Raw genomic sequence first — 25,444 nt, 5'->3', positions numbered from 1 at the left:
AACATAAAAAGAAGTGGCTCCGGATACTGGATTCGAACCAGTGACCAAGTGATTAACAGTCACCTACTCTACCGCTGAGCTAATCCGGAATGTATGGCAGAATTCTATCCAAACAATTTTAAAATAACCTAAAATTTTGATAATTTAGGAATTTGTTTGATGATTAAACTCCGGCACTATCTCTTTGAGTTTTTTCAGCGTATCATTACATGTAAGCAGTGCTTCTATATCTTCATTCAATCTTTTCAAATCATACGGTGTAGGTTTTGTCACGGTTATGGATTCATATTCTGTTTTTGTGTCACTCTCGTCTATCAAAAGCTCTTCATAGAGTTTTTCACCCGGTCGTAAACCTGTATATGTAATGTCAATGTTTTGACTTCCGCTCAGGTCAATCATTTTTTTTGCCAAATCAACTATCCTTATCGGTTCACCCATATCAAGTATGAAAATCTCACCGCCGCTTCCTATAGCACCTGCCTGCAAAACCAGTTCACAGGCTTCGGGTATCAACATAAAATATCGTGTGATATCAGGATGTGTTACGGTAACAGGTCCGCCTGCTTCTATCTGTTTTTTAAATTTTGGAATAACACTTCCGCTAGAGCCTAAAACATTACCAAACCTCACAGCGACTATGTCTGTTCCCTGTCCATTTGAATTTTGGGCATACAGTTCGCAAATACGCTTAGTCGTTCCCATAACATTTGTAGGACGCACTGCCTTATCGGTAGATATCATCACAAACTTTTGCACGCCATGCTTTATAGACGCATCTATAACATTTTTAGTGCCTATGACATTATTGACGATGCCTTCATATATGTTTGATTCAACAAGCGGTACATGTTTGTATGCTGCGGCATGTATAACTATCTGAGGTTTATACTTTTGAAATGTTTCATCTAAAAGTTCCGAATTTACTACACTTTGCATAACAGGTACAGCATCCACATTCTTAATCTCTTCCAAAATAGCATACAAATTGTATTCGCTGTGGTCTAAAAGTATAAGTTTCTTCGCTCCGTATTTTTCACATTGACGACATATTTCACTCCCGATGCTCCCACCGGCACCTGTAACCAAAACAGTTTTGTCTTTTATGAATGCTTTTATCTTTTTTTTGTCCAAATCTTTTGGATGGCGTGCAAGCAAATCTTCTACAGAGAGATCTTTTAACTGTGTCGAAAGATTTTTTCCCGTTAAAATTTCATCAATAGAAGGAAGAATCTGAATAACTTCAAAGTAATTTGAGAGATTGTCATATATCGTTCTGATACGCTCTTTTGGAACAGACGGCATGGCAATAACAAGCAAATCATACTTTTTATCTTTCATAACTGTTTTGAGCTGTTGCTCAGAAAGTATATTTACAGAATCTACAGAACGGTTTTGCAAAGCCTTGTCATCATCCACAAAATATTCTATTTTATACTTAGAATCATGAAACTCGGATGCCAGTTTTATTCCAGCCTTCCCTGCACCGTAAATTACCACTGATTTTGTCTTCTTTACTTTTGATTTGTTGGTAAAATAATAGTATGCATACATCAAAAAATTAATGCTAAAAAGATATAAAAAAAGTTCTGATGCCAAAAAAGAAAAACGTACTTTTCCGTAAAATACAGGCAAATAAACGAAAAAAGCAGTAATATAGACAACACTTTTTATAAGAAAAGTTTTTTGCGAAGCTTTCGACCAAGAGAGAGAGTAGTCTCGCAGTATAAAGCGTGATGCAAGCATACGAATGACGATGACGCTTGCCACAACCTCAAACTCAAACGGCATATGATAGATAAAAAATGTCCACCAAAACGTAATAAAAGAGAGTACTATAATTACTAAAAAGTTTAATATTTTTTTATCTATTCGCACTGTTTATTATTCTCTGAATCTTTAAGTTTTAATACGCTCATACTATACTTTCCTCTCTTATTATAAACATCATTATAACACATTTGTAAACTCACAGTTTTCACTCTATATGTGCAGCGCACCATAAAGAGTGGGTTCCAAAAAACTGTACACATTCACAGAAATCGGTACTTTCCTGGCATTCTCGCCCGCACTGAAGTACGGATTCCAAATGCAACAATTTCTCGGAATCGGTACTTCAGTGCCGACTGATAAAATACGCCAAGACAAATAAAACCATATTCGCCCCCATAGCCATAAACACAACTCTGTCATGGGAAAATCCGGCCTGCGTCAGCCTTTGGTATAGATGCTTTTTATGTGCCACCAAAAGCCTTTCTCCATTGAGGTACCGCTTGACTAAAGTATACGTCGCATCAAACCAAAACACGCCAAATAAGATAATCCATATCCATAAATTTACAGCATCTTGATTTGCATAATATATAGCAAAAATCGCTACAGTATACCCAAGCAAAGTACTCCCGACATCCCCCATAAATATCTTCGCTCTATGCCAGTTCCAGACCAAAAATCCTAACACAGACACAATCAAAACTAAAAAATGCACCCCGCCAAAAAGTAAAAAACCGGCAATTCCAAGAAAAACAGCTTCACTTCCGGCATAGCCGTCAATTCCGTCTAAAAAATTGTAAAGATTGATAAACCAGATAATCGCCACAAAAGCAATGATATTAGCAACCAGTTGATTTTCAATGCTAAAAAGCCAAAAGTCCAAGCTACCTAAACCACCCAGAGCCATTAACCCACCAACAGCGACACTGCTCTGTGTGACAAGCCTTACTTTAGGAGAAAGTTCATACAAGTCATCCAAGTAACTTACAACAGCAAGCACAACCCCCGCCATTAAAGCATAATACAAAGATGAAACAATCTCTCCCCTGAAAAAAAGATAACTCAACCCCACAAACCAAGTAACAGCTATAGCAATCCCCCCACCATGAGGCGTAGGCACAGTGTGAGAACTCCGTTCATTTACCTCGGCAACCAAGGATTTTTCAATGGCATAATTTTTGATAAAATAAGTGAGCATAAATGACAATAAAAATAAAAATATATAGATCACAGATCGCTTCCTTTATATCTGACTCTCAAAAACACAGGAAATCTTGGCTTTTTGTATTTTGTAAACTCTTGGTACTTAAATGTTACAATATCACCGACTTTAGGAGGATCCATTCTCTCTTTATTTGTAAATCCACTGCCTATTTTAAAGGTTGCATTGTTATCTAAACGACAGGTTAGCGATCCCATCATATTTGCAAGTTTTCCTTTGCCATGGTTGAAAGAGACAACTCTGCATTCGGCATCTTTAAATGATTTTAGCTTTAAAGCTTTTGATGTTCTTTTGTCTATATATGCCACATTTGGGTCTCGCACCACAACACCCTCACCGCCTTTTGATTCTACTACGGATAAAAATCTAAAAAGTTCATCTTTTGAATTCACCTCTCTTTGAACTATTACATGTAAGATATCACTTTCATATGGTTTTACTTTTTCTAAACGCTTCAAAAGACCTTCTTTTGCATGAGGTACTTCAAAAATGTTATATGTAATTTCTTTCCATTTTTCAGATGGTACTTTATCTCGCACTATAGAAGATATATTTTCAAAATCATCCCTTTTGCTCCACAACTCCCCATCTAATTCAAAAGGAGGAAAATCTTTTATAAAAAACTTTGGAGCATAAATATGCTTTCCTCCACGACTTATAAGTTGTTTCCCATCCCAGTAAGCACGGATCCCATCAAGCTTTTCACTCATTACCCAATTTGTAATATTTTGATCTTTATAGACTTGCAAAAGTAAAAGTTGTGGTTTTTGCGCAAACAGTACAAATGGCAGGAGTAATATTAGGTACAGTTTCATATCATTAAGTCCTTTAAACTTTTCTCACCGTTTATCATAAAATCAATCCCTTCTTCCGCACCAAACGGAAGCGATGCTTCAGCCTTGCCAAAAAGTTTTTTCATTGCATCCTTATTGTCAACTTCCAAACTCCCATAAAGCCTCTTATGAAACGATGGCTTTAAAACCTTCAACAAACTCTCAAAAAACGGCACCCGAACAAGATAAATTTTTTTTCCTAAATTTTCAGCTATAAGCTCTATAAGTTTTATGGTACTAAACGGTTTATCATCGCTCACTAAAAATATGCCATCTTTTTGCCGCTCAATGACAGCATCCATAAAAAAACATAAATTCCCAATGTAGATCATACTGCGTCTGTTCTCAATTCCTCCAAAAGGCAACACAGGCACTTTGCGAACCAAATTAATAAGATTTTTAATGTTAGCTTTCACCCCATACCCATAAACAATAGGCGTTCTTATAATAGAAACAATAAAATTATCATCTTCGATTTTTTGAAGCTCCTGCTCGGCTTTAAATTTACTTTTACCGTATTCATCCTGAGGGTTACATGGTGTACTTTCTGTATAACAAACATCACTCTCTTCCCCATACACTTTCACACTGCTCATAAACACAAAATGCTTCACGCCAGATGCTTTTGCTTTTTTAGCCAGATCCAAAGTTTGCGTAACATTTATCTTTTCATACGCCTCTTTACTCGCTCCACCCATCTGATGTACCAAAGCAGACAAATGTACAACAACATCAACGCCCTTTACATGTAGAGCATCAAAATTCTCCTGTAAAAAAGAAAAAGTTCTTATCTTATAGTGTTGAGAATATTTTAACTGGAAATAACTCCCGATAAAACCTCTTACCCCTGTTAATAAAATAGTTTTCATCTATATATCCATGTCTAGTTTCTTTAACTCACCTAACAGTTCATTCCAAAAATATTTTTGATCATACTTTTTGACAATACTATCTCTTACATTGCATCTAACAAAATTGTAAAATTTTTCATCTATAATAAATTTTTCCATTGCATGGAACAAAGCTACTTCATCTTTTTTCTTTACCAGCATTCCATTTATATTGTGTTTTATTACTTCATTACACCCATTTATATCAGTTGCAAGCAGTGGTATATTAAAACTACCTGCTTCTATGAGAACATTTGGCAGTCCCTCCCTGTATGAAGGAAGAACAAATAGGTTAGTAATGCAAAGATATTTTCTTATATCATCCTGAAATTCTATATATTTTACAGAATTATTTTCTTTTATTATTTGATGGCTTTGTTTAGAAATCGGGTCTGATTCATTTTTATAATCGCCTATCAATAATAATTTAATTTTAGGATATTTATCACTTAACAAATCAAATACACTTAACAACTCATTAATACCTTTATCTTTTACAATTCTTCCTACAAAAGTTATTATAAAGTCATCTTTCTTAAACTTTAAATCATCCTTGATTTTATTTTTTTGACTCTCCGAAAACTTATCTTTAAAAAACTCGGTATCAACACCGTTAACTGAACCATTTCCAATTATAGCAACCTCTTTCGCTGTCATGTTTTTAACTGTTGCAGTCAAAATTTTGCTATTACAATATATTTTAGAGGAAAAAAAATATGTAGTCTTTTCTGTTATTGTCAATATTTTTTTTCTTATTCCTGTCGCTTCCAAATGAGGAAGGCCCACAACACTGTGCAGTCTATGCGGAACTCTAGTTATCCATGATGAAATCATTCCAAGTAATCCGGCTTTTGGAGTAAGTGTATAAACAATCAAAGGCTTCTTTTTTAACAGATACCCTGTAAGCTGTATCAAAACTTTTAAATCTTTAAAAATATTAATTTTTCTATTAAAATCCACTATTTTTACAGATACATTTTCATACTCTTTAATACTTTGGATTTTATCTGAATATGATGTAACTATTTCAACTTCATAATAATTAGATAAAAATTTTGCCTGTCCTTTTAGCCAAGTTTCCAAAACAACAGGAACAGTAACCATTATTACAATTTTTTTCATAAATTAAATTCTTGTTGTAAATATTCTTGCACATTGATAAAATCATTTTTTTGAATCACTTCAACCAGTAATCTTGCATCAGAGGTTGAAACTTTTAGCTCATCTCTAAATATATTGCTTGTTTTAATTTCGATCTGATTATTTGACAGAAATTCCAAGATCCCTTTTATTGAACTGCCAAAACCAGTACCTACATTAAGTATTTTAATATTTTGTATCTTTAACAGTTTACTATATATAAAAACCACATCATCAATATGTATAAAATCTCTAATGGCATTTCCATTGTTTACTATTTTTATTTCTTGATTGTTTTTATGAGCATTTATAATTTTACTGACAACAGAAAATTTATCATTTCCGCCATACATGTTAAAAATCCTGGTAATCGTATAGTCTATCTTATACTCATTACAATATTTTTCAATCAATTTCTCATTTGCAACTTTTAAAGAGGCATGCAAGTTCATAGGTTTTAATTCATCTGATTCATTACATAAAATATTATTTCCATATACAGAACTGCTACTTGTGTATATTATTTTGTTGATGTCTGCATTTTTAAAGTAATCAAGCACTAAAGAAGTAATTAAAATGGCATTAGTGATGTAACTACTACTGCTATCGAAATTATTTAGCTGTGTTGCAGGTTGAAAGTTATTAAAAATAATATTAATTTTTTGATTTTTATACTCTTGTAAAATATTTATATTTTCCAATATTTCTCTTGAAGACAGTAATATGGAATTATCTATATACCTATTCATTCTTGTAGAAAGATTACTATTTTTCCCAATAATTAAATTTTTAGGCATAACTGTATCTCTTAAAAACAATCTTACAAATTTGTAACAAAGAACTAAATACATAATGTCTCATCGGTATCTCTTTTTTTAAAAAAATCAATGAAAGCAAATACAATGCTTTTCTGTAACCTATATCTGTCTCTCTGTTTGAAATTGAAGCATTATGAACTCTATAATTCAACAGCTTTTCTTTGAGTAAAACAATTTTTTTTTCATTTCTAATTAATTTTATCCAAAGTTGCCAATCTTCTACCGCAATCAAATTTTTCTCTTCTTCAAAATTAACTAAAGCACTTTTTTTTAACAATACAGAATTTACATTTATATAATTGATATAATAAATAATATTTTTCATACTTATAACAGTTTTTAAAAAATTAACCAGTTTTTGATTATCAAAATTTCCTTGTAATTCAGATTTTTCATCAATTTCATATGCCAATGTATGGACTACGTCAGCATGATTGTTTTGTAAAAATGCTAATTGTTTTTCTAACTTTTCCGGCAACCATACATCATCAGAATCCAAGAAAGCTATATATTCACCTTTTGCAATTTTTAAACCCTCATTTCTAGGATAAGCTGGTCCTCCTTTGTTCATATCCAAATTTACGACCTTGATTCTTTTATCTTGCTGCTGATATTCCTCAATAATAGAAACACTTTTATCTGTTGAATTATGATTTATAAGCAGTAGTTCAAAAACCTCATAAGTTTGCTTCAACACTGACTGTATTGTTTCATCTAGATAATTTTCTGCATTATATATTGGAATAATGACACTAATCAAAGGATTTTTCATATTAAATTTTATCCTTAATATATTTTTTCAAACCACTTTCCAAAGAAATATTCACTTTATAATTCAACTCTTTTTGCGACATTTCTATATCTGCACATGCTCTGATTGTATCAATTTTACGACTTTTATTCGCACCCCATGCAATATTTGCTTTTTTATTTGTAATACTTTCTAAAGTCTTTACCAAATCTCTTATTGATATACATTTTCCTGTTCCCACGTCATAGTCAATTTTAGAAGCTTTAATATTATTAAAATCAAGAATAAGGTTATAATAAAGGTTTACAACATCATCTATATGTACAAAATCCAATATCTGCTTACCATCACTCATATTAACAGCCTCATCCGAGTCTAGAGAATCTATAGCATAATCAATAATCTTTTTATTGGCATTTTTCTTTCCATAAACTGTAAACAAAATCATATTTAAAAATTTAAAAGAGTTCTTTTTGGCATAGTACTCAATTATATATTTTGCAGAAGTTTTTGTAGCAGAATAAAAATATGTTGGGCTTATTATATTGTTGATATGATATTCGGAAAAAGAACCTGTATTTATAAACAATTGCAACTTGCAACCTGATAATGCAATTAACAGATTAGAGGTAAATACAATATTTGATTCTATTAGCTTAACTATATCTTTTGGTTCATCTGAACTTGTTGAATATGCAGCCAGATGAACTACAATTTCAGGTGAAAATTGTAAAACACTGTCATTAAACTCAGTTAGGTTATTACATTCGATATATATAACCGCATTCCCAAACATTTTTATGGCACTTTTTGAATCTCGAACAACCAGTGCAATTTCTATGTTATGATTGATTAAAAGTTTATTCACAAGATCTGAACCAACATAGCCGGTTCCGCCAGTTACAAGAACTCTTTTTTTACCATTCATAGTTTATCTCATTAATATCTAAATTTATTGCTTCGTCTGGATTATGCTCAATTGAAGCGATATTTAATAACATACTGCTTTCGCTTAAACCTTTAAAAGCCATCCACAAATTTGGTTTTACAGTAAGTCTTTGGTAATTTTTTTGAGAAAGTTTTACACTGAAAAACTCTTTATTTATTTCATCATACACAACAAATTCTATTTCTCCAACAACCACTACAAGATTTAAAGTCATTTGAGTATGTTTCTTCCATCCCTTGATATCATTTAGGTATATAGTTGAAAAATAAGCTTCTCCAAATCCATCAAACCCCTCATCACTTTTTTTCATGGCATGAAAAATATCACCTTTTGGATTATAAATCTGTTTTAGCGGTGTTAAAATTACTCCGTCCATTGCAAACCTCGCGTTTTTGCCATACTTTCATATTCATTTATCTGTTCCAAAGTTTTTTCTAAAATATTGTTATTATTGTTATAAAAGTCATAATACCACTCACTGGTAAATCTAATAGTATCTTTATACTCTAAATTTGCCTGCCATTTCAGATAAAAGAGAGCTTTGTCACAATTGAGTTTTAGCAATCCTGCCTCATGAAAAGGTATGTTCCCTGTAATAGTAAAAGCATCTTTGGCATTTGTAAAATGCCAATACTGACTTAAATCTGCAAGCAATTGTTTAACTGTGTGATTTTGTTCTGCCCTTGGTCCAAAGTTAAACGCTTCCCCATGCAAAGAGTTGTTTTCATACAAAACCTGCCCTAGATTTAAATATCCACTTAAAGGTTCAAGCACATGCTGCCAAGGTCTCGTAGCTTCTGGGCTTCGTATCTCCACACTTTGATTTTTACTCCAAGCGTGCATGCAGTCAACTACAATCCTGTCTTTTGCCCAATCTCCGCCACCTATAACATTTCCGGCTCTACCAATGGCTAACTTAACATTACAATTGTCTTTTTTAAAAAATGAGTGATAATATGATTTTATAATAAGCTCAGCAGCACCCTTGCTACCACTGTAAATATCTTTACCACCCATTTTATCATCCTCTTTGTAGCCCCATACCTGTTCTACATTGGCATACGCTTTATCACTTGTGATAATTATAACGCTGCATTTATGATTTGAGTTTTTAAGAGCTTCTAAAATATTTGCCGTTCCCATTACATTTGAGGATATTGTGTCAATTGGATTTTCATAAGATGTTGAAACTATCGGCTGTGCTGCCAGATGAAAAAGAAACTCCGGCGCTTCTGCGGCTATAATTTCATTCATTTTAGATAAATTTCTTATATCCTCTTGATAATGCTTTATCTTTTTTTGTAGCTGTAACTCTTCAAACATTGAAGGATTTGTCGGAATATCTTTTGAGATGCCTATAACTTTTGCCCCAAGTTTTAAAAGCCACAGAGTAAGCCATGTGCCTTTAAATCCTGTATGCCCGGTAACAAGTACTTTTTTATCTTTGTATACATTTTTGAACATTGCTATTCCCATACCTTCCAAGGGGCAACACCTTCATCCCAAAGTTTATTAAGATCATTTTTATCTTTTAAGCTATCCATCGGCTTCCAAAAGCCTTCATGTTTGAAAGTAAATATTTCTCCATCTTTAGCAAGTTTTTGCAGTGGTTTTTGCTCAAAAACAGTTGCATCTCCACCTGTAATGTAGTCAAAAACTTTCGGTTCGCAAACAAAAAACCCTGCATTTATCCAACCACCGTCACCCTTTGGCTTCTCTAAAAAATCTGTTACCTGATGTGATTCAGAGATATTAAGTGCACCAAAACGTCCATCTGGTTGAGCAGAGGTCATAGTCATTGCTTTACCGTGTTTTTTATGAAATGCTACCAATTCTTTTATATTTACATCACTTACCCCATCTCCATAAGTGAGCATAAACGCTTCATTACCAATAACTTTTTGTGCCTGTTTAATTCGTCCTCCTGTCATAGAGTTCAGCCCTGTATCAAGCAATGTTACCTTCCATGGTTCACTTGAATTATTTAACACTTCCATTTTACCATTTGACATATCTATAGTTATATCACTTTGATGTAAAAAATAGTTTGCAAAATACTCTTTAATATAATAGCCTTTATATCCTAAGAGAATAACAAAATCATTAAAACCATACTCTGAATATATTTTCATAATATGCCATAAAATAGGCTTACCCCCTATTTCAACCATAGGTTTTGGCCTTATGTCTGTCTCTTCACTGAGTCTTGTTCCAAAACCGCCTGCTAACAGTAATACTTTCATTTGTCATCCTCACTATATAACTTGAAAAGTTTATCATTCATATTCTTAATAGAAAATTCACTTTTGACTCTTTCATAAGAAAAATCTACAAAGGCATCTCGTTGATTGGTATTAAAAATCAAATAATTTATTTTTTTAGCCAAATCATCAATATCATTTTTATCAAGAAGCAAACCACCTTTATTCTCAATAATTTGTTCTGATATGCCACCTACATTACTTGCAATAACAGGAACCTTATAAGACATTGCTTCACTTACTACATATGGTAGACCTTCTTGATCTGAAACAAAAACATTTATATCTGAAAATAGATACACATCCATAGCATCCTCAATCCAGCCCAAAAAAACAACTCTTTCATTCAAAGATAAATTATTTACTAAATTTTCTATTTTTTTACGATTCGGTCCATCCCCTGCTATTATAAGTTTTACATTATCATCAAGTTTTTTTAAGGCTTTTACCAAAATATCTTGTCTCTTTGTTGAACCAATCAAAGCAACCATAGAAATCCAAATATAATTCTCTTTTTTAATAGTTGTATTAGCAAAATTAAGCTCATTTTTTTTATTTACAATAGCGTCAACATCCACACCTGTATAAACCACATATATCTTTTTTGAATTTATCTTTACTATTGATATCAATTCAAATTTTATTTTTTTACTATTTGGAATATAAAAATCTATTAAATCATCACAATACAAATCAATAATATGTTGAAAAAAACGAAATATCCTATTCTTATAATTTGATGATGGTGAGCTTAAAATAGATAATCCGACTTTTTTAAATCCGACTTTTGAAGATGCTTTTACAGCAGAAAATGAACTTAGTGCTGCAGGATAACCGCCATTTATAATCATTATATTTTCATACTCAACCAAGGAACTAAAAACTTTTTTTAACTTAAAATAATTTGGCACAATAGAGAAATAATACATTATGAAATTAAATAATTTTATAAAATTATTTAAAAAACTGTTTTTTATAAAACTTAATTTTATTTTACTTAATTTTACTGTACTATAGTCAATATTTCTTTTTTTAGCAAAAGTTATTATCCGATCGTTTTCACTATTTACCACTATATGAATATCAAATTTGCTGTTATCAGCAAAATCAAAAATAAATCTTTCTAGCCCTCCAGGAAAATAGTTTTCCGTATATAAAACTAATTTAATCATTTTTTACTACAAATATTAAATAGCTTGAAATATATTTATTTTTTATATTAGAGAAAATTATTGACAGTGCTTTACTGCTTACCTTTAATATAAATCTAAGAAAGATATTTTCAACTTTATTAATATTAAACAATGCAGGTTCAAATCCACCAATATAATCCAGATAAACTAATTCTTTTTTAGAAGACTTAATCATCTTTTCCATCAGTACTTTATCCATCATTTTAATATTATGGTTCTTTATAATACTGCTTCCTGAAATTCTATCAATAAATAGTTGAAGATAATAGTTGATACCTCTGAAGTTTGGAAACCCTGTAACTACATATCCATTTTTTTTGCAATATTGAATATGTTTTTGATATATATCATCATAGTTTTCAAAGTGTTCAATAAAACCAAAAGACATCACCAAGTCATATTTTGGATCAGGTGATTGAGTTAAGAAATCAGCAGTGATTACATTGAATCTGTTTTCTGGAATATGACAAAGTTTGAAATTCTCTTTTGTTTTTTCTGCTGCCACATCAACATATTCAAAACCATCAATATCATAATTTAAATTTTCATAAACCAATGTCAGCCACTTTCCCGGAGCGCAGCCTATTTCTAATGCTTTTTGATCATTATCAGCTTTTGGAACAAATTTTAAAATTGTTTCTGCAATAACTCTGTCATTTTTAAAACTAAAATTTACTTTTTGTGGTAATAGTATTTCTCCCCAATATTGTTCCCAAAAACTTTTTTCTGTTATTTTCATTTTAACTCTTTTTAAACATGTTTTTTAAATTAACATTATTCTTACTCAATCCAAAAAGTATCGGCATAATTAATGTTGAAACTATAACTAAAAATGTATATAGTATACCTGATAATAAAAATTCTATAAGTTTGTTTTTCAACTCAAGCATTAGTATATTTGTTACATATGCTAAAAGGACAAAAACAAGTACTGAAAAAATTTGATGATATACAAATTTACTGAACTTCAAATTTAAATATCTACTGTTAAAATAAAGTTGTATATTTACACTTATAACTTGAATAACAACCATTTTCCAAGCTAGTCCTACAGCATTCAGTTTTAGATAATATATCAATACTACAGTTATAAAAAAACCTATTAATGTTGAAAAAATCCCTATATTCCGTACAAGTTTAGTTTGATCTGTGACATAAAACACAGACCCGCTCAATTGTCCATAAGTTTGATGCATTGGGTAAAATGCCATAATAATTAAAACTGGATATGCTTCTTGAAATGTTTCACCTGTAAAAATCATCAATAAATTTTCACTCTCAAAAGATATAAAAACCCCGAAATAAGCTGCTACCGAATATAACATGGGTATATATTTAGAAAATAATTTCTTCATCTCCTTCAAATCGTGTTTTTCATAAGATTTAGCAAACTCTCTTGTAACTATAGGGGTCATAGAACTAGTAAACAAGAAACACATAGCCGCAATAGAATAAGCTAAACCATAAAAGCCAACTTCTTTGGAACCGCCTATTTTTTGTAATAACCAAATATCAAATAATCCAAAAACAGTGGCAACGACATTAAATACAAAAAGTGGTGATGAAAAAGTATAAAATTCTTTAATTAAACTTTTTAAATTAATCGAACTACTAAATATAGAATATGTCAATATATTTTTTCTTACAAATAAATAGATAATAAATAAAATAAATATTATTAAACTAATATAGTAATAGTAATAGTAATTAGACAAATCAAAAGACAAATAATTGATAAAGACAAACAGTAAGAATAAAGATAAAATTTTGTGAAATATTTTAAATGATTCTACTGACACAGTTAAAGCATGTGAATCGGATATGTAAACAAAAATAGTTGTAAACCATATCAAAAAAGAAAAACCAACTGCCAAATATATATATTTTTTCGATATACCAGGAAATATATAAGACAAAAGTTCTAAGTTGTCTAAAAAAAATATACAACTCAGTAAAAATATCAAAAGTGTACCTGCATAATAAAAATAAAATTTTATTAATTCTCTTCTAAAAATATTTTTTGAAAGTTTCGTAAAAAAAGCAGTGGAGGTTCCTGCATCCAAAAAACCTATCAATTGCGTAAAAAATTGTTGAAGATAAATAAATTGACCATAAGCTAAAGGTCCTAATGCTCTAGGCACTATAGCAACCATTACCATATTAATTATACCATTAACAATATTTGCCAAAAGTTTAATTGCATATCTCTTTTTTAAACTATCTTCCAATTAACAACTCTTTTTCAATAATTTCAAATACTTGATCAGTTTCATCCTTATAGGTTAAATAATTATACTTAAAATAACTATATTTATCTGTGTTAAGTAACTCTTCTTCTATCAATTCTTTATTTATATTTCCTAAATCATCGACATAAAATATTTTTTTTCCAAATTCTTTAGCATAACTACATGTTGTTTCCAGAAAAAAACTAGTCTCTTGCATCGTGAAAAAAAACATTGGTTTATTAAAATAAACTGCAAAAGAAACAGCAGTTGTACCCTCACTGAATACAAAACTACAATTTTTCACTAAAGCAGCAGAATTATTATGTACAACCTTAAACCCATTAAAATTATCTCTGTTTTGTAATATTCTTGATTTTGGATGAGCAGAAATAACAACATCCATATGCATAGTGTCTTCCAAAAATTTGAAAAATTTTATTAATTTTTTATAATAATTATCTATTTTTTTTTCTGCTTTGTTTTCAAATATCACATAATCACTGGCATTAATAATATCAGTATCTAAAAAGACACAATACTTTTTTTGGTGAATATTGCCATCTACATTCTTACATACTTCATAGTCACGGGAATGTGTATATATCTTTTTTGTATTTTTCCCTATTAAACATGGGTATATAATTTCATCTTTTGGTGCCCCGAATGCAATAATGTCAGTTTCAAACTTTTTATCAATTATAGATTTAACGATAGGTCTAATTTTTGCTTTAAGTCTCTTCAGTAATCCACATGGTGATGATGTGGCCGGAACACTTCCACTTATATATGTAACAAATGTCGCTTCTGTTACTTTCCTGATGTTATTTAATAAATTAACAGCTTCTTTCCCACCCAGATAATAAAAAATATAATCATTTTTTGACAAACTGGATAAAATATTAAGTAATTCTTCCATGGTATGTGGTTCTAACATATTTTGATAGTTATAATAACTGATGTTAACCTGTATTTTATAATGAGGAAGAAGAATATTATGAGGTGCTACAACTGAAACATCATAACCTTTTGCATGAAAATACTCTACCCCTAGCATTTGATAGTCTCTATAAGTTAAGGGCAACATAGGCATAAAAACTATTTTCATTTATTTTTCATTTATAACAATAATATTTTGTAGATAAAATAAACCATTTTTTAGATTATTTTTATCCAGTACCTTTTTATTTAAACACTTTTGTTTATAAACATTTAAATATAATGCAACCTGATTGAAAAACATTCTAACTAGACTTATAATATTTATTTTGATGTTCATTTTTTTTAAATTGCTTATAATCAGAATTAATCTTTTACTCAAAAACTTAAATCTAATACCAACTATATACAATATTCTTTTATTCAAATCTATCTCCAAACTTAAAATCCCTTTCAGCCACTTTACCTAAAACATCTTTCAGATATTTAGGATGAATTCCGTACCCAGGTCTAACACTCCGTACATTCTCTTGAGTAAACACCTCACCTTTTGTTATATCTTTTGCAACATAAAGACTTCTAGAAAACTGTCTCGATTTTTTCTTTTTTTCTGTCATTGTATAGTTAATTTTACCTAAAAGCTTTTCAGTGTCTCTAACAGCTTGCACCATAGCTTTAAATTCTTCTTTATCCATAGAAAATTCAGCATCAGCACCTCCAATAGCTTTATTTAATATAAAATGCTTCTCTATAACTTTTGCACCTAACGTTACGGCAACTATAGGTGCTGTACTACCAAGAGTGTGATCTGAAAAACCACTGACAACATCAAATGTTTCTGCAAGGTTTGGTATCATTTTTAAATTGGCTTCATCTGGTGGTGCTGGGTAAGCAGAAGTACATTTCAATAAAACTATATCTTCATTTCCTTCTTCCCTGCAAATATCCACAGCATCCTGAATCTCATCTATTGTTGCTATCCCTGTACTTATAATAACAGGTCTGCCCGTAGAAGCTGTATAGCGTATAAGTTCGTAATCTGTTATCTCAAAAGAAGCTATCTTATACGCTGATGGATTAAACTGTTCTAAAAAGTCAACCGCCGTTTTATCAAAAGGAGAAGAGAAGATGTCTATACCTATCGCTCTTGCATATTCAAAAAGTTCTTTGTGCCACTCCCATGGGGTATATGCTTCTTTATACAAATCATACAGTTTTTTTCCATCCCAAAGAGTGCCACCTTTTATGATAAAATCTTCTTTATCTGAGTCTAGTGTCATACTATCTGCTGTGTATGTTTGAAGTTTAATAGCATTTGCACCTATCTCTTTTGCACCTTTAATAGTATCAAGTGCATTTTGTAATACACCATTATGGTTTGCACTAAGTTCTGCTATTATATAAACTCCATCTTTTTCTAAATCAAAACTACCTATTTTCATTTTTCAACTCCATACAAATTACATCTTTGTTATGCACTATTTTTACTCCAACTTCTTTAAAATTGAATTTTTTATATAAATTTATAGCTTTTTTATTATCTTTAAAAACTTCAAGTTTTAGTTTTTTAAACTTTAAGTTTTTAAAGACATAATTAATGCATAATTGTTCTAAAACTTGACCCACCCCAGCTATTTTTTCAAAAGGATTAGCATATAGTCCAAAATAACATTCTCTCTTTTTATAGTCAATATCGGTAAAATAAATTACTCCAAGAAAGATATCATTTTTTTTGACTAAAAAATACTTATCCTTTTTTTGTTCTAAGAGGTTAATATGTTCTAAATGTTCATATAAAGAAATCTCTGTATTACGATACATCCATTTTTTTACATCCAAATGATTCCTCCACTGCAAAACCATTTCTTTCTCTAAATCTGATAAGTCAGGAAATGAAATTAACTGATAGCTACCCATCTTCATCGTATATTCCTCACACATTTAAAAGCCTCAACATACTCTTTGCCTATTCTCATACCTCGATGCTTAGCATTTAGTTCAATTCCTTCTAAACTCCTGGGATGAGGATATTTACACAATTCGGAATCATACGCTTTCATTGCTTCTATTTTTAAACTTAAAGTCGTTGAGATATCATAAAAAGTATCAGGACTAAAAGAAAGTGGATAGTTCCATTCTGTGGAAGATAAAACCTCAAAGCTATATATCTCCTTAACAGATTCCTCTTCCATAGGTCTAGTAGCGGTAATGACAGTTTGATAGGTTATTCGATGGTCAATATTTAAATCATTTTCATAATGAGTAAAGATAATATCTGGTTTAATATCTTCTTTAACTTTAGAGACAACCTTGACAATATCTAACAAATCAACACTATCAAAACGATTATCCGGAAAACTTTCAACAAAAACTTTTTTAATACCTATAATGCTATTTGCTTTTTTTATTTCACTATTCAGTACCCATAACTCATTTTTTTTATTTTCTATCTCTCTTTTTTTATCTCTACTTGTTTTTCCCTCTCCAAGAATAAGTGTATATGCTTCATATCCTTCTTTTATAAGTCTTGCAACTGTTCCAAAACAACCCAATACTTCATCATCAGGATGCGCTGCTATAATTAATATCTTTTTATTCATTTTCTTTTACCTCAAACCTTCCGACCAGTTCATTCTTTTTTAAATGAACTTCACTAAATTCAATTTTTAAATTATTTACCTCTATATATGCTTTAGGATAGCCTTCAGCATCCAACATCCTTATAAAATCATACATTTTTTTCATAGTTGTAATTTGTTCATTAAGTATATTACTCTGGTTGGGAGTTCTTCTTTTAAATGTTGTTATTTTACCTTTTTGTGGTATTGATTTTATTGGATGATTCAAAAATTGTGGAATCATTTTATTAAAAATAATATTAGACAATTCTATAAAATTTTCTTCTGCACTTCCAAGGGAGATATTAAAAGGTTCTTTTAAATAAATATTACCTGTATCAAGACCTTCTTCAACTCTTATAGCAGATACTTTTGTTTCATATATTTCAGATATTATTAAATTTTGGAAAGGACTTCCGCCTCTTCCAAACGGTAAATCAGTCATATGAAATAAAATTGATTCAAAATTTTCATATATCTCTTTAGGTATTAACCAAGACCAATGAGGGAAAAATATATATTTAGGCTTTATTTTTTTTAACTCTTCATAGTTAAGCTCTTTGGGTGTTGTTATTAACATAAAATCAAATTTATTTTTATATTTTTCTGCCAAAAGAAAGTATTGTTTAATATTCCATTCCTTAATAGTGGCAATGATAATTGTATCTTTCATATCAATCCTTTAAATATGTCTATATTATCAATAGTTTTATATCCATTACTTTTAAGATAACTATAGATTTCTCCTTGATTATCAGCCGTCTTTATAACCACAAAATCAACACCTAAAAAGTATACTTCATTCACCGTTACACTAGGAGTTATTATAGCTAATTGACTCTGATTCATAAGCTTTGCTATCCTCTTTGAGTTTATGAAAAGTGAGATATTTACTTTATCTTTAACATACTCCTGTAACTGGGTTAGATTTTTATTCGCAGTTGTTGTAACAAGTGCCACTTTTTTATCTTTTGGTAAAATTTCTAAAATTTTTATATTTAGATTAGCTGTATCTGCTCCACCCATTGCAATAAAATACTCATAAATTTTTTCTCGTTTTATCTTCTTTTCTTCTATAAATTCATCACGCAAAAGTGTATAGTCAGCCCCACATCTTATCTCACAAAAAGAAGGAACTAAACTTTTATATCTACTTTCATCAGCACTTATATTATGATTTAACAGTATATCACAATAGTGCTTTTCATAAGTATCATCAAACGAAAGAATTTTTAATGTTGGATTTTTGGTTTTTAATGCTTTTTCAGATACTTCATCTATTTCATAATGATCAATAACCAACAAGTCTATTTTTAACTTTTTGATCAAACTGTGTAATTCATTGAGCGTATTAGATTTTAAAAGTTCTATGGCATATCCTGCCTCTTCTATTCTTTCATTTGCATTCCCTTCCAGGTCCAAAGTGGCAAAAATAATATTGGCATTTTTATACTGCTGTGCCAATACTAAATCACGCATAATATGCCCTGTTCCTATGTTTGAAGATGAATCTACACGAAAGAGGATATTTTGATTCATACTTAATTCAACCTTTTGAATCCGCTGTGACAGACATCAGTTTCTAATAAATTTTTAATTTTTTTATTTCCCAGTTCACACTCTTTGATAATCTCAAAAATCGGTTCTAATTTCTCAAAATATTCATTTACAATATCCTTTGTATGTGCAATGGAAGCATAAAAAACATTAGAAGCTAAAAATCCTTTTTTTAGCATCTCTTGTGTAATATAGGTTTTATATTCTAATGCATCACTGCTCTCTATCATAAATCCACCCAACGGTTTAATACCCCAAGTATTTATTTCTAACTCATATTTTAATGCTAAATCTTTCCATCTTGTTGTAACATCTGAACCAATCTTGCTAATCTTCTCCCAAGATTTTTCTTTTTCCATAATTTCAAGTGTTTTTAGTGCTGCTGTTGGACCAATTCTTTCTGTCCAAAAAGTACTGCTTATAAAAGTATCTTGTGTGGCTGTCATTATTTCTTTTTTACCGATACAAGCTGAAATAGCATAACCATTTCCAAGAGCTTTTGCAAAAACTGCCATATCAGGTTCAACACCAAAATTTTTATGAAGCCCTCCATAGCTCTCCCTGAATCCTGAAGTACACTCATCAAAAATCAAAACAATATTATGTTTAGTTGCTAAAGCTCTCACTTTATATAAAAAACTGTCATTAGGACCTTCATTTCGTGAAACTTCCATTTTAATAGCTGCAATCTCATTTTGATTTTCTAAAATGATTTTTTCTAAACTTTCAATATCATTATAATTAAAAGGTAATGTTGTTCCGACCAATCCTCTTGGAACTCCACTAGGTTTTAACCCTGGAAGGAGATGTCCATCCAGGTTCTTATCACTGCTAAGATTTGTAGAAAGATACCAGTCATGCCAGCCATGATACCCGCAAATAGCTATTTTATCTCTACCTGTAGCACTTCTTGCTATCCTAATAGCTATTGAATTTATTTCACCACCTGCTCGTGCAAATCTTACCATATCTGCCCAAGGATGAAGATTTATGAGTTTTTCTGCCAAATAAACCTCTTCAGGACAATTAAAAGTGGACATATTACTTTTATAAGTTACTTCTCTTACAGCTTCATCAACTTCATCATTTGCGTATCCCAAAGTATTTGTTCCAATACCCATAATAGACATATCTATATATTTTTTATCATCTAAATCCCAAACTTCACACCCTTTTGCTTTGCTGTAATATGCGGGCCATAGGTCAGGTAAAAACATCTCTGGTCTTTTTGAAAGAAGTTGTGTTCCTCCTGGAATATACCGTTTTGCTTTTTTGTATAATTTTTGAGATTTACCCATTTTTTTGATCCTCTTGTAATGATTTTAAATAGCCCTCATTACGATTAATTTCACTATTGAGTTCTAAAATATCTAAATTATGTTCCAGAAATAAAATCATTTCTTCAAATGTAAAATCACTTGTTTTGAAATGATTATAAATTTTCTCTATAACTGTAAAATCACTTGGTTCGTCTACTGTTAAACGCCAATTATTATAAATAATATCTTTTTTTAAATCCATAACCTTGAATTTACCGCTATTCCTAATATAAGGTGTTACATGCTCTTTTTGAGATATTTTAGTTGCTTCATAATATGCTTGTTTTAATGTTTTAAAAGTAAAAACTTCAGCATCAAGTCCATCTGGATAGATTGGTTTTACACAATTTGCCATATAATCACAATCAGCAGTTAAAAAAGCGTCTATTAATTCATCTATAATCTTAGCATCATGTACAGGACAATCTCCTGTTAGCCTGACAATAATATCGCTATCTTTTAAATCTAACTCATTACAGCATTTATAAAATCTTTCTAAAACATTATTTTTTGAACCACGATAAACTGAATATCCAAATAATTGAACTGTTTTTGCCAATTCATCATCGTTTTTTTCCAAACTCGTTAACAATATTAATTTATCTATTAATTTAGATTTATCTGTTCTTTGCAACTGATGAATAATCATAGGTATACCCAAAAGAGGTTTCAATACTTTTTTAGGTAATCTAGTAGAATCTGTTCTTGCTTGTAAAAGTGCAACAATTTTTCTATTCATTGCATATTCCATCTACTTGGATTAATTATATTTTCTGGAATATTTGAAAAAGTTCTGTTTATATTATTTAAAATTTCTTCCTTTAATTTAGGTAATTTACTGTAAGTTTCTATATTTTCTTTTGCCTGAGTTAAGCTGTCACATCCAAATAAAACAACAGCATCATCTGCTATACTTTCTACATATGCCATTGCAAAGTCTGCTATAGACAAATCCAGTGTTTCTCGCATACTATTCATCTGCTTTAAATACCCCTTAGCTTCCATAAGTGTCCCTGTTAATTTTTCTATCTCCATAAAAAAAAGACCCTGGAGAAATACAGAACGAATAAAAATCAATTTGTTAGCCTCTTTTGCTTTTTGAAACCAACTATTATTATTTGCCCTCTGATCAAACAGATTAAAAGGAATTTGAATAATTTCTATTGAAGTATTCTCTATTGCCAAATCAAATTCTTCATTGGTATAAATAGAAACGCCAAAGTGATTAATTAGATTATACTTTTTTAATCTATCAACTTTATCTCGATATTCATCTCTCCATTGAAAAAGTAACTCCCCATCATGTAGCATAAAACCAAATAACTTTGAATAACCTAATCTATCCAGTGAGCGAAACAGTATCTTTTCCACATCTGAAAGAAAAAAATCTGATTTTATTTTTGAAACAATGTGACAACTTTTTTTTTGATTTAATGCTTTGCCTAAAACGATTTCACTATCTCCATAAGCAACAGCTGTATCAAAACAGTTAATACCACTTTGTGTTACAAATCCAACAATATCATTCACCTCATCTTGTTTCGGTTTACCACTACTGTTTGAAATACCATAATTCAGTCCAAATTGAACTGTACCTAAAGAGAGTTTGGAAATTTCATTCCCATTGAAATTTATATATTTCATTTTAACATCTCAAACAAATTCTCTATAATATATTCTTGTTCATCATCACTCAGTTTAGGAAACATCGGTAAAGAGAAACACTCTTTGTAATAGTTATCCATATTAGGCGTGTATTCATCTCCATAACCTAAGCTTTGATAATAAGGTTGCTTATTAATGGGTATATAATGCAACTGAATACCAATATTTTTTTCTCTAAGCCTATGAAACAATTCTTCTTTTGAAAGAGTAAGTTTTGAGAAATCAACTTGCACTACATAGAGGTGATACGATGATTTACCATCAAAAAAATAAAGAGGCTTGATAATACTCTCTTTAAAAGCTTCGTCATACCTTTTTACTATCTCTGTTCGCCGTTCTATAAAGCTATCTAGTTTATTAAGTTGAGAAAGACCTAATGCACACTGTATATCGCTAATACGGTAGTTAAATCCAAGTTCCCGCATCTCATATTCCCAAGGTTTCATATCGGGGGTTTTAACCATTCCGTGACCTCGCAATGTAAGCATCTTTTCATAAAGCTCTTTTGAATTTGTAGTAATCGCTCCACCTTCAGCCGTAGTCAAATGCTTCACAGGATGAAAAGAGAAGATAGAAACATCAGAGTTTGTACAACTCCCTGCTTTGATGCCATTATACACGGCTCCAATAGCATGAGCATTGTCTTCTAAAATTCTAATACTGTAGGTATCTTTTAGATATTTCAACTTCTCTTGATTGACCATGCGACCTGAAAAGGAAACAGCATATATGGCTTTGATAGAACTGTCTTTTTTAAGCTCCTCTTCACACAGATCCAAATCAATATTCCCGTCTTTTGCAATATCGACAAAAATTGGTTTAGCCCCTGCATACAAAATAGCATTGGAAGTAGCCAAAAATGAGTTTGGTGTAGTTAAAACTTTTTCATCCTTATTTAATAAAACCAATGAAGCCAAATGTAAAGCAGCGGTACCATTAGCAACAGCAATACAATATTTCGCTCCACAATAATTACTAAGAGCCTTTTCAAATACTTTTACTACCGGACCCGTTGTTAAATAGTCTGATTTTAATACATCTACGACAGCATCAATATCATCTTGCTCTATAAATTGTTTACCATAAGGAATAAATTGTTTCATCTTATAAACTTTGTTCCATTGCTAAAAACTCTTTTTTACTTATCCATTGTGTATTGTTTAATGAGTTATACTCAAATCCTATACCTATATCTTTACCTTCCTCACCCAAAGCATTAGCTGTATAATCAACATGATGGTTAAATTGAATTGTTGGAGTAATAACATAATAGGTTTTATATTCGACTACCCTGTCATCAGCTGTTATCATCACCTCATGCATCTTCTCTCCCGGTCGAATACCTATAATCTTATGTGGCAAATTTGGAGCTAAGGCTTTGGCTAAATCAGTCATCTTCATTGAAGGAATTTTAGGAATAAATATCTCTCCTCCATGCATTCTCTCAAAATTATTTAAAACAAACTGTACACCATCTTTAAGGGTAATTAAAAATCTTGTCATATCGGCATCGGTTATAGGTAATTCAGATGCACCTGTCTCAATAAGATTTTTAAAAAAAGGAACTACTGAACCCCGACTTCCAACAACATTCCCATAACGAACTACTGCAAATCTTGTTTTTCGTTTTCCTACTATATTATTTGCAGCTATAAAAAGTTTATCAGACGCCAGTTTAGTTGCTCCATAAAGATTAATTGGACTCGATGCCTTATCCGTAGAAAGTGCTATTACTTTTTCAACCTCATTTTTAATAGCAGCATTTATCACATTTTGAGCACCATCAATATTTGTTTTAATACACTCTGTTGGATTATATTCAGCTGCAGGAACATGCTTTAAAGCAGCCGCATGAATAACATAATCAACACCATCCATAGCATATTCAACACGCTGTGCATCGCGAACATCCCCTATAAAATACCTCATGCAATCATCATTAAAAGATTGTGCCATTTCATACTGTTTTAATTCATCACGACTAAAAATAATTATTTTGTTAGGTTTGTACTTTGCAAGTATCATTTCTGTATACTTTTTCCCGAAACTACCTGTTCCGCCTGTGATTAATATATTTTTATTGTTAAACATTTTGTTCCTTTGTTCTCATAATATTAAATTACATATTTGTATAGTTTACTAAGAGTTTTTCGTATTTTTTATAAGAGCAGTACTCAGTATATCTAAAATTTGAATTGTAGTAAAAAATTTATTTCTTATTATCTTAAAAGGTGAAAAATTTTCTGTTAGTATTACATAATCTGTTTTTTCTATTGCTATTGTCATAGACTGTTTCCAACTCTCTTTGCAGTTCTTCATACTCAGCTTTTTTTCTGGCGATAAACTTTTTTGTAAGGTCTATTTTGGTTTTTATGCCATCTTCTGTCAAGAGGTATTTGTACTGGTTTTTATGTTTGTTAGCGAAAAAGTTTTCGGCTTTTACCAAGCCTTTTTCTATGAGGGCTTTAAGAACATAGTTTACTTTTCCTACACTGTATCCCAATTCATCAGCCAAAGATTTTTGACTTCTTGAGCTTTCTATCTTTCTAAGTACATTCAGTATCAATTCATCATTTTGCAATACGGTATTCCTAAAATTCAATTTTTGAATTATAATCTTTTTTTACTTATATAGTTATAAAATGTTCTCTTTCATTTCAATTTTTCTGGAATCTGTACTTTCTATGCTAAAACAAACTACAGAAAAAAACTAAATTTTTTTCTGTAGTGCCGACTGTTGTTTTTGTCATGCCACTCCCAGCCCACCCTAAAGGATGGGTTCCAAAAACAATAGCTTCCCGGAATCGGTACTTCAGTGCCGACTAACAATTCCAGGTTACAGAAATACCCATTACTATTAAAAGCACACACAATATTCTGACAATTTACAATAAAATTAGCTAAATAATATTTTTTTATGTACACTGTACTCAAATCAAAAAAAGGATTTCCATGAAATTTTTAGCTATATTAGCCATAAGTACTGCACTGCTTTTTAGTGCAGTGGATATAAACAATGCAAGTAAATCAGAGTTGACAACACTAAGCGGCATCGGTGCGAAAAAAGCTGAAGCAGTTTTAGCCTACAGAACAAATCACTGTTTTAAAAATGTAGATGATTTAACAGCAGTCAAAGGTATAAGTATTAAAACTGTAGAAAAGAACAGAGCTAATTTAACAGTCGGAAAATGTAAAAAATAACTTAATTCTTATATTAAGAATATTGGCGGCTAATAAACTATACAGTCTCAGCTGTTTGAACTTTTTTGCCACTCTCGCCCGCACTAAAAGTAC

27 protein-coding genes and 1 tRNA gene are annotated in these 25,444 nt (G+C 30.7%); 1 reads left to right on the top strand and 27 read right to left on the bottom strand.

The window, feature by feature from the left end; translation table 11 throughout:
* Positions 1-14 precede the first annotated feature (14 nt).
* The 27 genes from MLC52_RS04215 to MLC52_RS04085 all read right to left on the bottom strand — a co-directional run bounded on the left by MLC52_RS04215 (position 15) and on the right by MLC52_RS04085 (position 24,731).
* A tRNA-Asn gene (locus tag MLC52_RS04215) sits at positions 15-89 on the bottom strand.
* A 55-nt stretch (positions 90-144) separates the two neighbouring features.
* Complete coding sequence (locus MLC52_RS04210; protein WP_434581407.1) at positions 145-1,875, bottom strand: polysaccharide biosynthesis protein; 1,731 nt, start codon at positions 1,873-1,875, stop codon at positions 145-147.
* Positions 1,876-2,113: 238 nt separating this feature from the next.
* Positions 2,114-3,001 (bottom strand): MraY family glycosyltransferase, encoded by an 888-nt coding sequence (locus MLC52_RS04205; protein WP_434581406.1) that lies wholly within the window; start codon positions 2,999-3,001, stop codon positions 2,114-2,116.
* A complete protein-coding gene (locus MLC52_RS04200; protein WP_434581405.1) occupies positions 2,998-3,807 on the bottom strand; it encodes a DNA ligase in 810 nt (269 codons plus the stop codon). Before MLC52_RS04200 ends, MLC52_RS04205 begins: the two co-directional genes overlap by 4 nt.
* Positions 3,804-4,694 (bottom strand): NAD-dependent epimerase/dehydratase family protein, encoded by an 891-nt coding sequence (locus MLC52_RS04195; protein ID WP_434581404.1) that lies wholly within the window; start codon positions 4,692-4,694, stop codon positions 3,804-3,806. Before MLC52_RS04195 ends, MLC52_RS04200 begins: the two co-directional genes overlap by 4 nt.
* Positions 4,695-5,837 carry a glycosyltransferase family 4 protein gene (locus tag MLC52_RS04190; protein ID WP_434581403.1) on the bottom strand — a complete coding sequence of 381 codons (1,143 nt, stop codon included), beginning with the start codon at positions 5,835-5,837 and terminating at the stop codon, positions 4,695-4,697.
* Positions 5,834-6,652: an SDR family oxidoreductase gene (locus tag MLC52_RS04185; protein WP_434581402.1), complete on the bottom strand. Its 819-nt coding sequence runs from the start codon at positions 6,650-6,652 to the stop codon at positions 5,834-5,836. The genes MLC52_RS04190 and MLC52_RS04185 overlap by 4 nt, the downstream gene beginning before the upstream one ends.
* Positions 6,645-7,445: a glycosyltransferase family 2 protein gene (locus MLC52_RS04180; RefSeq protein WP_151900689.1), complete on the bottom strand. Its 801-nt coding sequence runs from the start codon at positions 7,443-7,445 to the stop codon at positions 6,645-6,647. The genes MLC52_RS04185 and MLC52_RS04180 overlap by 8 nt, the downstream gene beginning before the upstream one ends.
* 1 nt (position 7,446) lies before the next feature.
* A complete protein-coding gene (locus MLC52_RS04175) occupies positions 7,447-8,352 on the bottom strand; it encodes an NAD-dependent epimerase/dehydratase family protein (protein WP_151900690.1) in 906 nt (301 codons plus the stop codon).
* The gene (locus MLC52_RS04170) at positions 8,342-8,749 is read right to left on the bottom strand and encodes a WxcM-like domain-containing protein (RefSeq protein ID WP_151900691.1); all 408 of its coding nucleotides are present in this window, start codon (positions 8,747-8,749) and stop codon (positions 8,342-8,344) included. Before MLC52_RS04170 ends, MLC52_RS04175 begins: the two co-directional genes overlap by 11 nt.
* The gene (gene rfbG, locus MLC52_RS04165; protein WP_151900692.1) at positions 8,737-9,837 is read right to left on the bottom strand and encodes a CDP-glucose 4,6-dehydratase; all 1,101 of its coding nucleotides are present in this window, start codon (positions 9,835-9,837) and stop codon (positions 8,737-8,739) included. The genes MLC52_RS04170 and rfbG overlap by 13 nt, the downstream gene beginning before the upstream one ends.
* Positions 9,838-9,839: 2 nt before the next feature.
* Entirely contained in the window at positions 9,840-10,616 is a 777-nt protein-coding gene (gene rfbF / locus MLC52_RS04160) for a glucose-1-phosphate cytidylyltransferase (RefSeq protein ID WP_434581401.1), read from the bottom strand.
* The gene (locus MLC52_RS04155) at positions 10,613-11,806 is read right to left on the bottom strand and encodes a glycosyltransferase (RefSeq protein WP_434581400.1); all 1,194 of its coding nucleotides are present in this window, start codon (positions 11,804-11,806) and stop codon (positions 10,613-10,615) included. The genes rfbF and MLC52_RS04155 overlap by 4 nt, the downstream gene beginning before the upstream one ends.
* The gene (locus MLC52_RS04150) at positions 11,799-12,566 is read right to left on the bottom strand and encodes a class I SAM-dependent methyltransferase (RefSeq protein ID WP_434581399.1); all 768 of its coding nucleotides are present in this window, start codon (positions 12,564-12,566) and stop codon (positions 11,799-11,801) included. The genes MLC52_RS04155 and MLC52_RS04150 overlap by 8 nt, the downstream gene beginning before the upstream one ends.
* Position 12,567: 1 nt before the next feature.
* Positions 12,568-14,055 carry a lipopolysaccharide biosynthesis protein gene (locus tag MLC52_RS04145; protein ID WP_434581398.1) on the bottom strand — a complete coding sequence of 496 codons (1,488 nt, stop codon included), beginning with the start codon at positions 14,053-14,055 and terminating at the stop codon, positions 12,568-12,570.
* Complete coding sequence (locus tag MLC52_RS04140) at positions 14,045-15,160, bottom strand: hypothetical protein (RefSeq protein ID WP_434581397.1); 1,116 nt, start codon at positions 15,158-15,160, stop codon at positions 14,045-14,047. Before MLC52_RS04140 ends, MLC52_RS04145 begins: the two co-directional genes overlap by 11 nt.
* Positions 15,161-15,410: 250 nt before the next feature.
* A complete protein-coding gene (gene pseI, locus MLC52_RS04135) occupies positions 15,411-16,433 on the bottom strand; it encodes a pseudaminic acid synthase (RefSeq protein ID WP_434581396.1) in 1,023 nt (340 codons plus the stop codon).
* The gene (gene pseH, locus MLC52_RS04130; protein ID WP_188109967.1) at positions 16,420-16,914 is read right to left on the bottom strand and encodes a UDP-4-amino-4,6-dideoxy-N-acetyl-beta-L-altrosamine N-acetyltransferase; all 495 of its coding nucleotides are present in this window, start codon (positions 16,912-16,914) and stop codon (positions 16,420-16,422) included. The genes pseI and pseH overlap by 14 nt, the downstream gene beginning before the upstream one ends.
* Positions 16,911-17,591 carry a PIG-L deacetylase family protein gene (locus MLC52_RS04125; RefSeq protein ID WP_434581395.1) on the bottom strand — a complete coding sequence of 227 codons (681 nt, stop codon included), beginning with the start codon at positions 17,589-17,591 and terminating at the stop codon, positions 16,911-16,913. Before MLC52_RS04125 ends, pseH begins: the two co-directional genes overlap by 4 nt.
* Entirely contained in the window at positions 17,584-18,282 is a 699-nt protein-coding gene (locus MLC52_RS04120) for a methionyl-tRNA formyltransferase (protein ID WP_434581394.1), read from the bottom strand. Before MLC52_RS04120 ends, MLC52_RS04125 begins: the two co-directional genes overlap by 8 nt.
* Positions 18,279-19,148, bottom strand: a complete 870-nt coding sequence (gene pseG, locus MLC52_RS04115; RefSeq protein WP_434581393.1) for a UDP-2,4-diacetamido-2,4,6-trideoxy-beta-L-altropyranose hydrolase — start codon at positions 19,146-19,148, stop codon at positions 18,279-18,281. The genes MLC52_RS04120 and pseG overlap by 4 nt, the downstream gene beginning before the upstream one ends.
* Positions 19,149-19,150: 2 nt before the next feature.
* Positions 19,151-20,464, bottom strand: coding sequence for an aminotransferase class III-fold pyridoxal phosphate-dependent enzyme (locus tag MLC52_RS04110; protein WP_434581391.1), 1,314 nt, complete (start codon positions 20,462-20,464; stop codon positions 19,151-19,153).
* Positions 20,457-21,224: a cytidylyltransferase domain-containing protein gene (locus MLC52_RS04105; RefSeq protein WP_434581390.1), complete on the bottom strand. Its 768-nt coding sequence runs from the start codon at positions 21,222-21,224 to the stop codon at positions 20,457-20,459. Before MLC52_RS04105 ends, MLC52_RS04110 begins: the two co-directional genes overlap by 8 nt.
* Complete coding sequence (locus tag MLC52_RS04100) at positions 21,221-22,129, bottom strand: aldo/keto reductase (protein ID WP_434581389.1); 909 nt, start codon at positions 22,127-22,129, stop codon at positions 21,221-21,223. Before MLC52_RS04100 ends, MLC52_RS04105 begins: the two co-directional genes overlap by 4 nt.
* Positions 22,126-23,253, bottom strand: a complete 1,128-nt coding sequence (pseC, locus tag MLC52_RS04095; RefSeq protein ID WP_434581388.1) for a UDP-4-amino-4,6-dideoxy-N-acetyl-beta-L-altrosamine transaminase — start codon at positions 23,251-23,253, stop codon at positions 22,126-22,128. Before pseC ends, MLC52_RS04100 begins: the two co-directional genes overlap by 4 nt.
* A gap of 1 nt (position 23,254) precedes the next feature.
* Positions 23,255-24,241, bottom strand: coding sequence for a UDP-N-acetylglucosamine 4,6-dehydratase (inverting) (gene pseB, locus MLC52_RS04090; RefSeq protein ID WP_151900714.1), 987 nt, complete (start codon positions 24,239-24,241; stop codon positions 23,255-23,257).
* Positions 24,242-24,374: 133 nt separating this feature from the next.
* Complete coding sequence (locus MLC52_RS04085; RefSeq protein WP_151900715.1) at positions 24,375-24,731, bottom strand: MarR family EPS-associated transcriptional regulator; 357 nt, start codon at positions 24,729-24,731, stop codon at positions 24,375-24,377.
* Positions 24,732-25,102: 371 nt separating this feature from the next.
* Between MLC52_RS04085 and MLC52_RS04080 the strand changes: the two genes are divergently transcribed.
* Positions 25,103-25,351, top strand: coding sequence for a ComEA family DNA-binding protein (locus tag MLC52_RS04080; protein ID WP_434581387.1), 249 nt, complete (start codon positions 25,103-25,105; stop codon positions 25,349-25,351).
* Positions 25,352-25,444 lie beyond the last annotated feature (93 nt).

Source organism: Sulfurimonas sp. NW15, assembly GCF_051132285.1.
Classification (GTDB): Bacteria; Campylobacterota; Campylobacteria; order Campylobacterales; family Sulfurimonadaceae; genus Sulfurimonas; species Sulfurimonas hydrogeniphila.
Note: the sequence above shows the minus strand (reverse complement) of the source record. Positions and strands in the feature narration are given on the sequence as shown.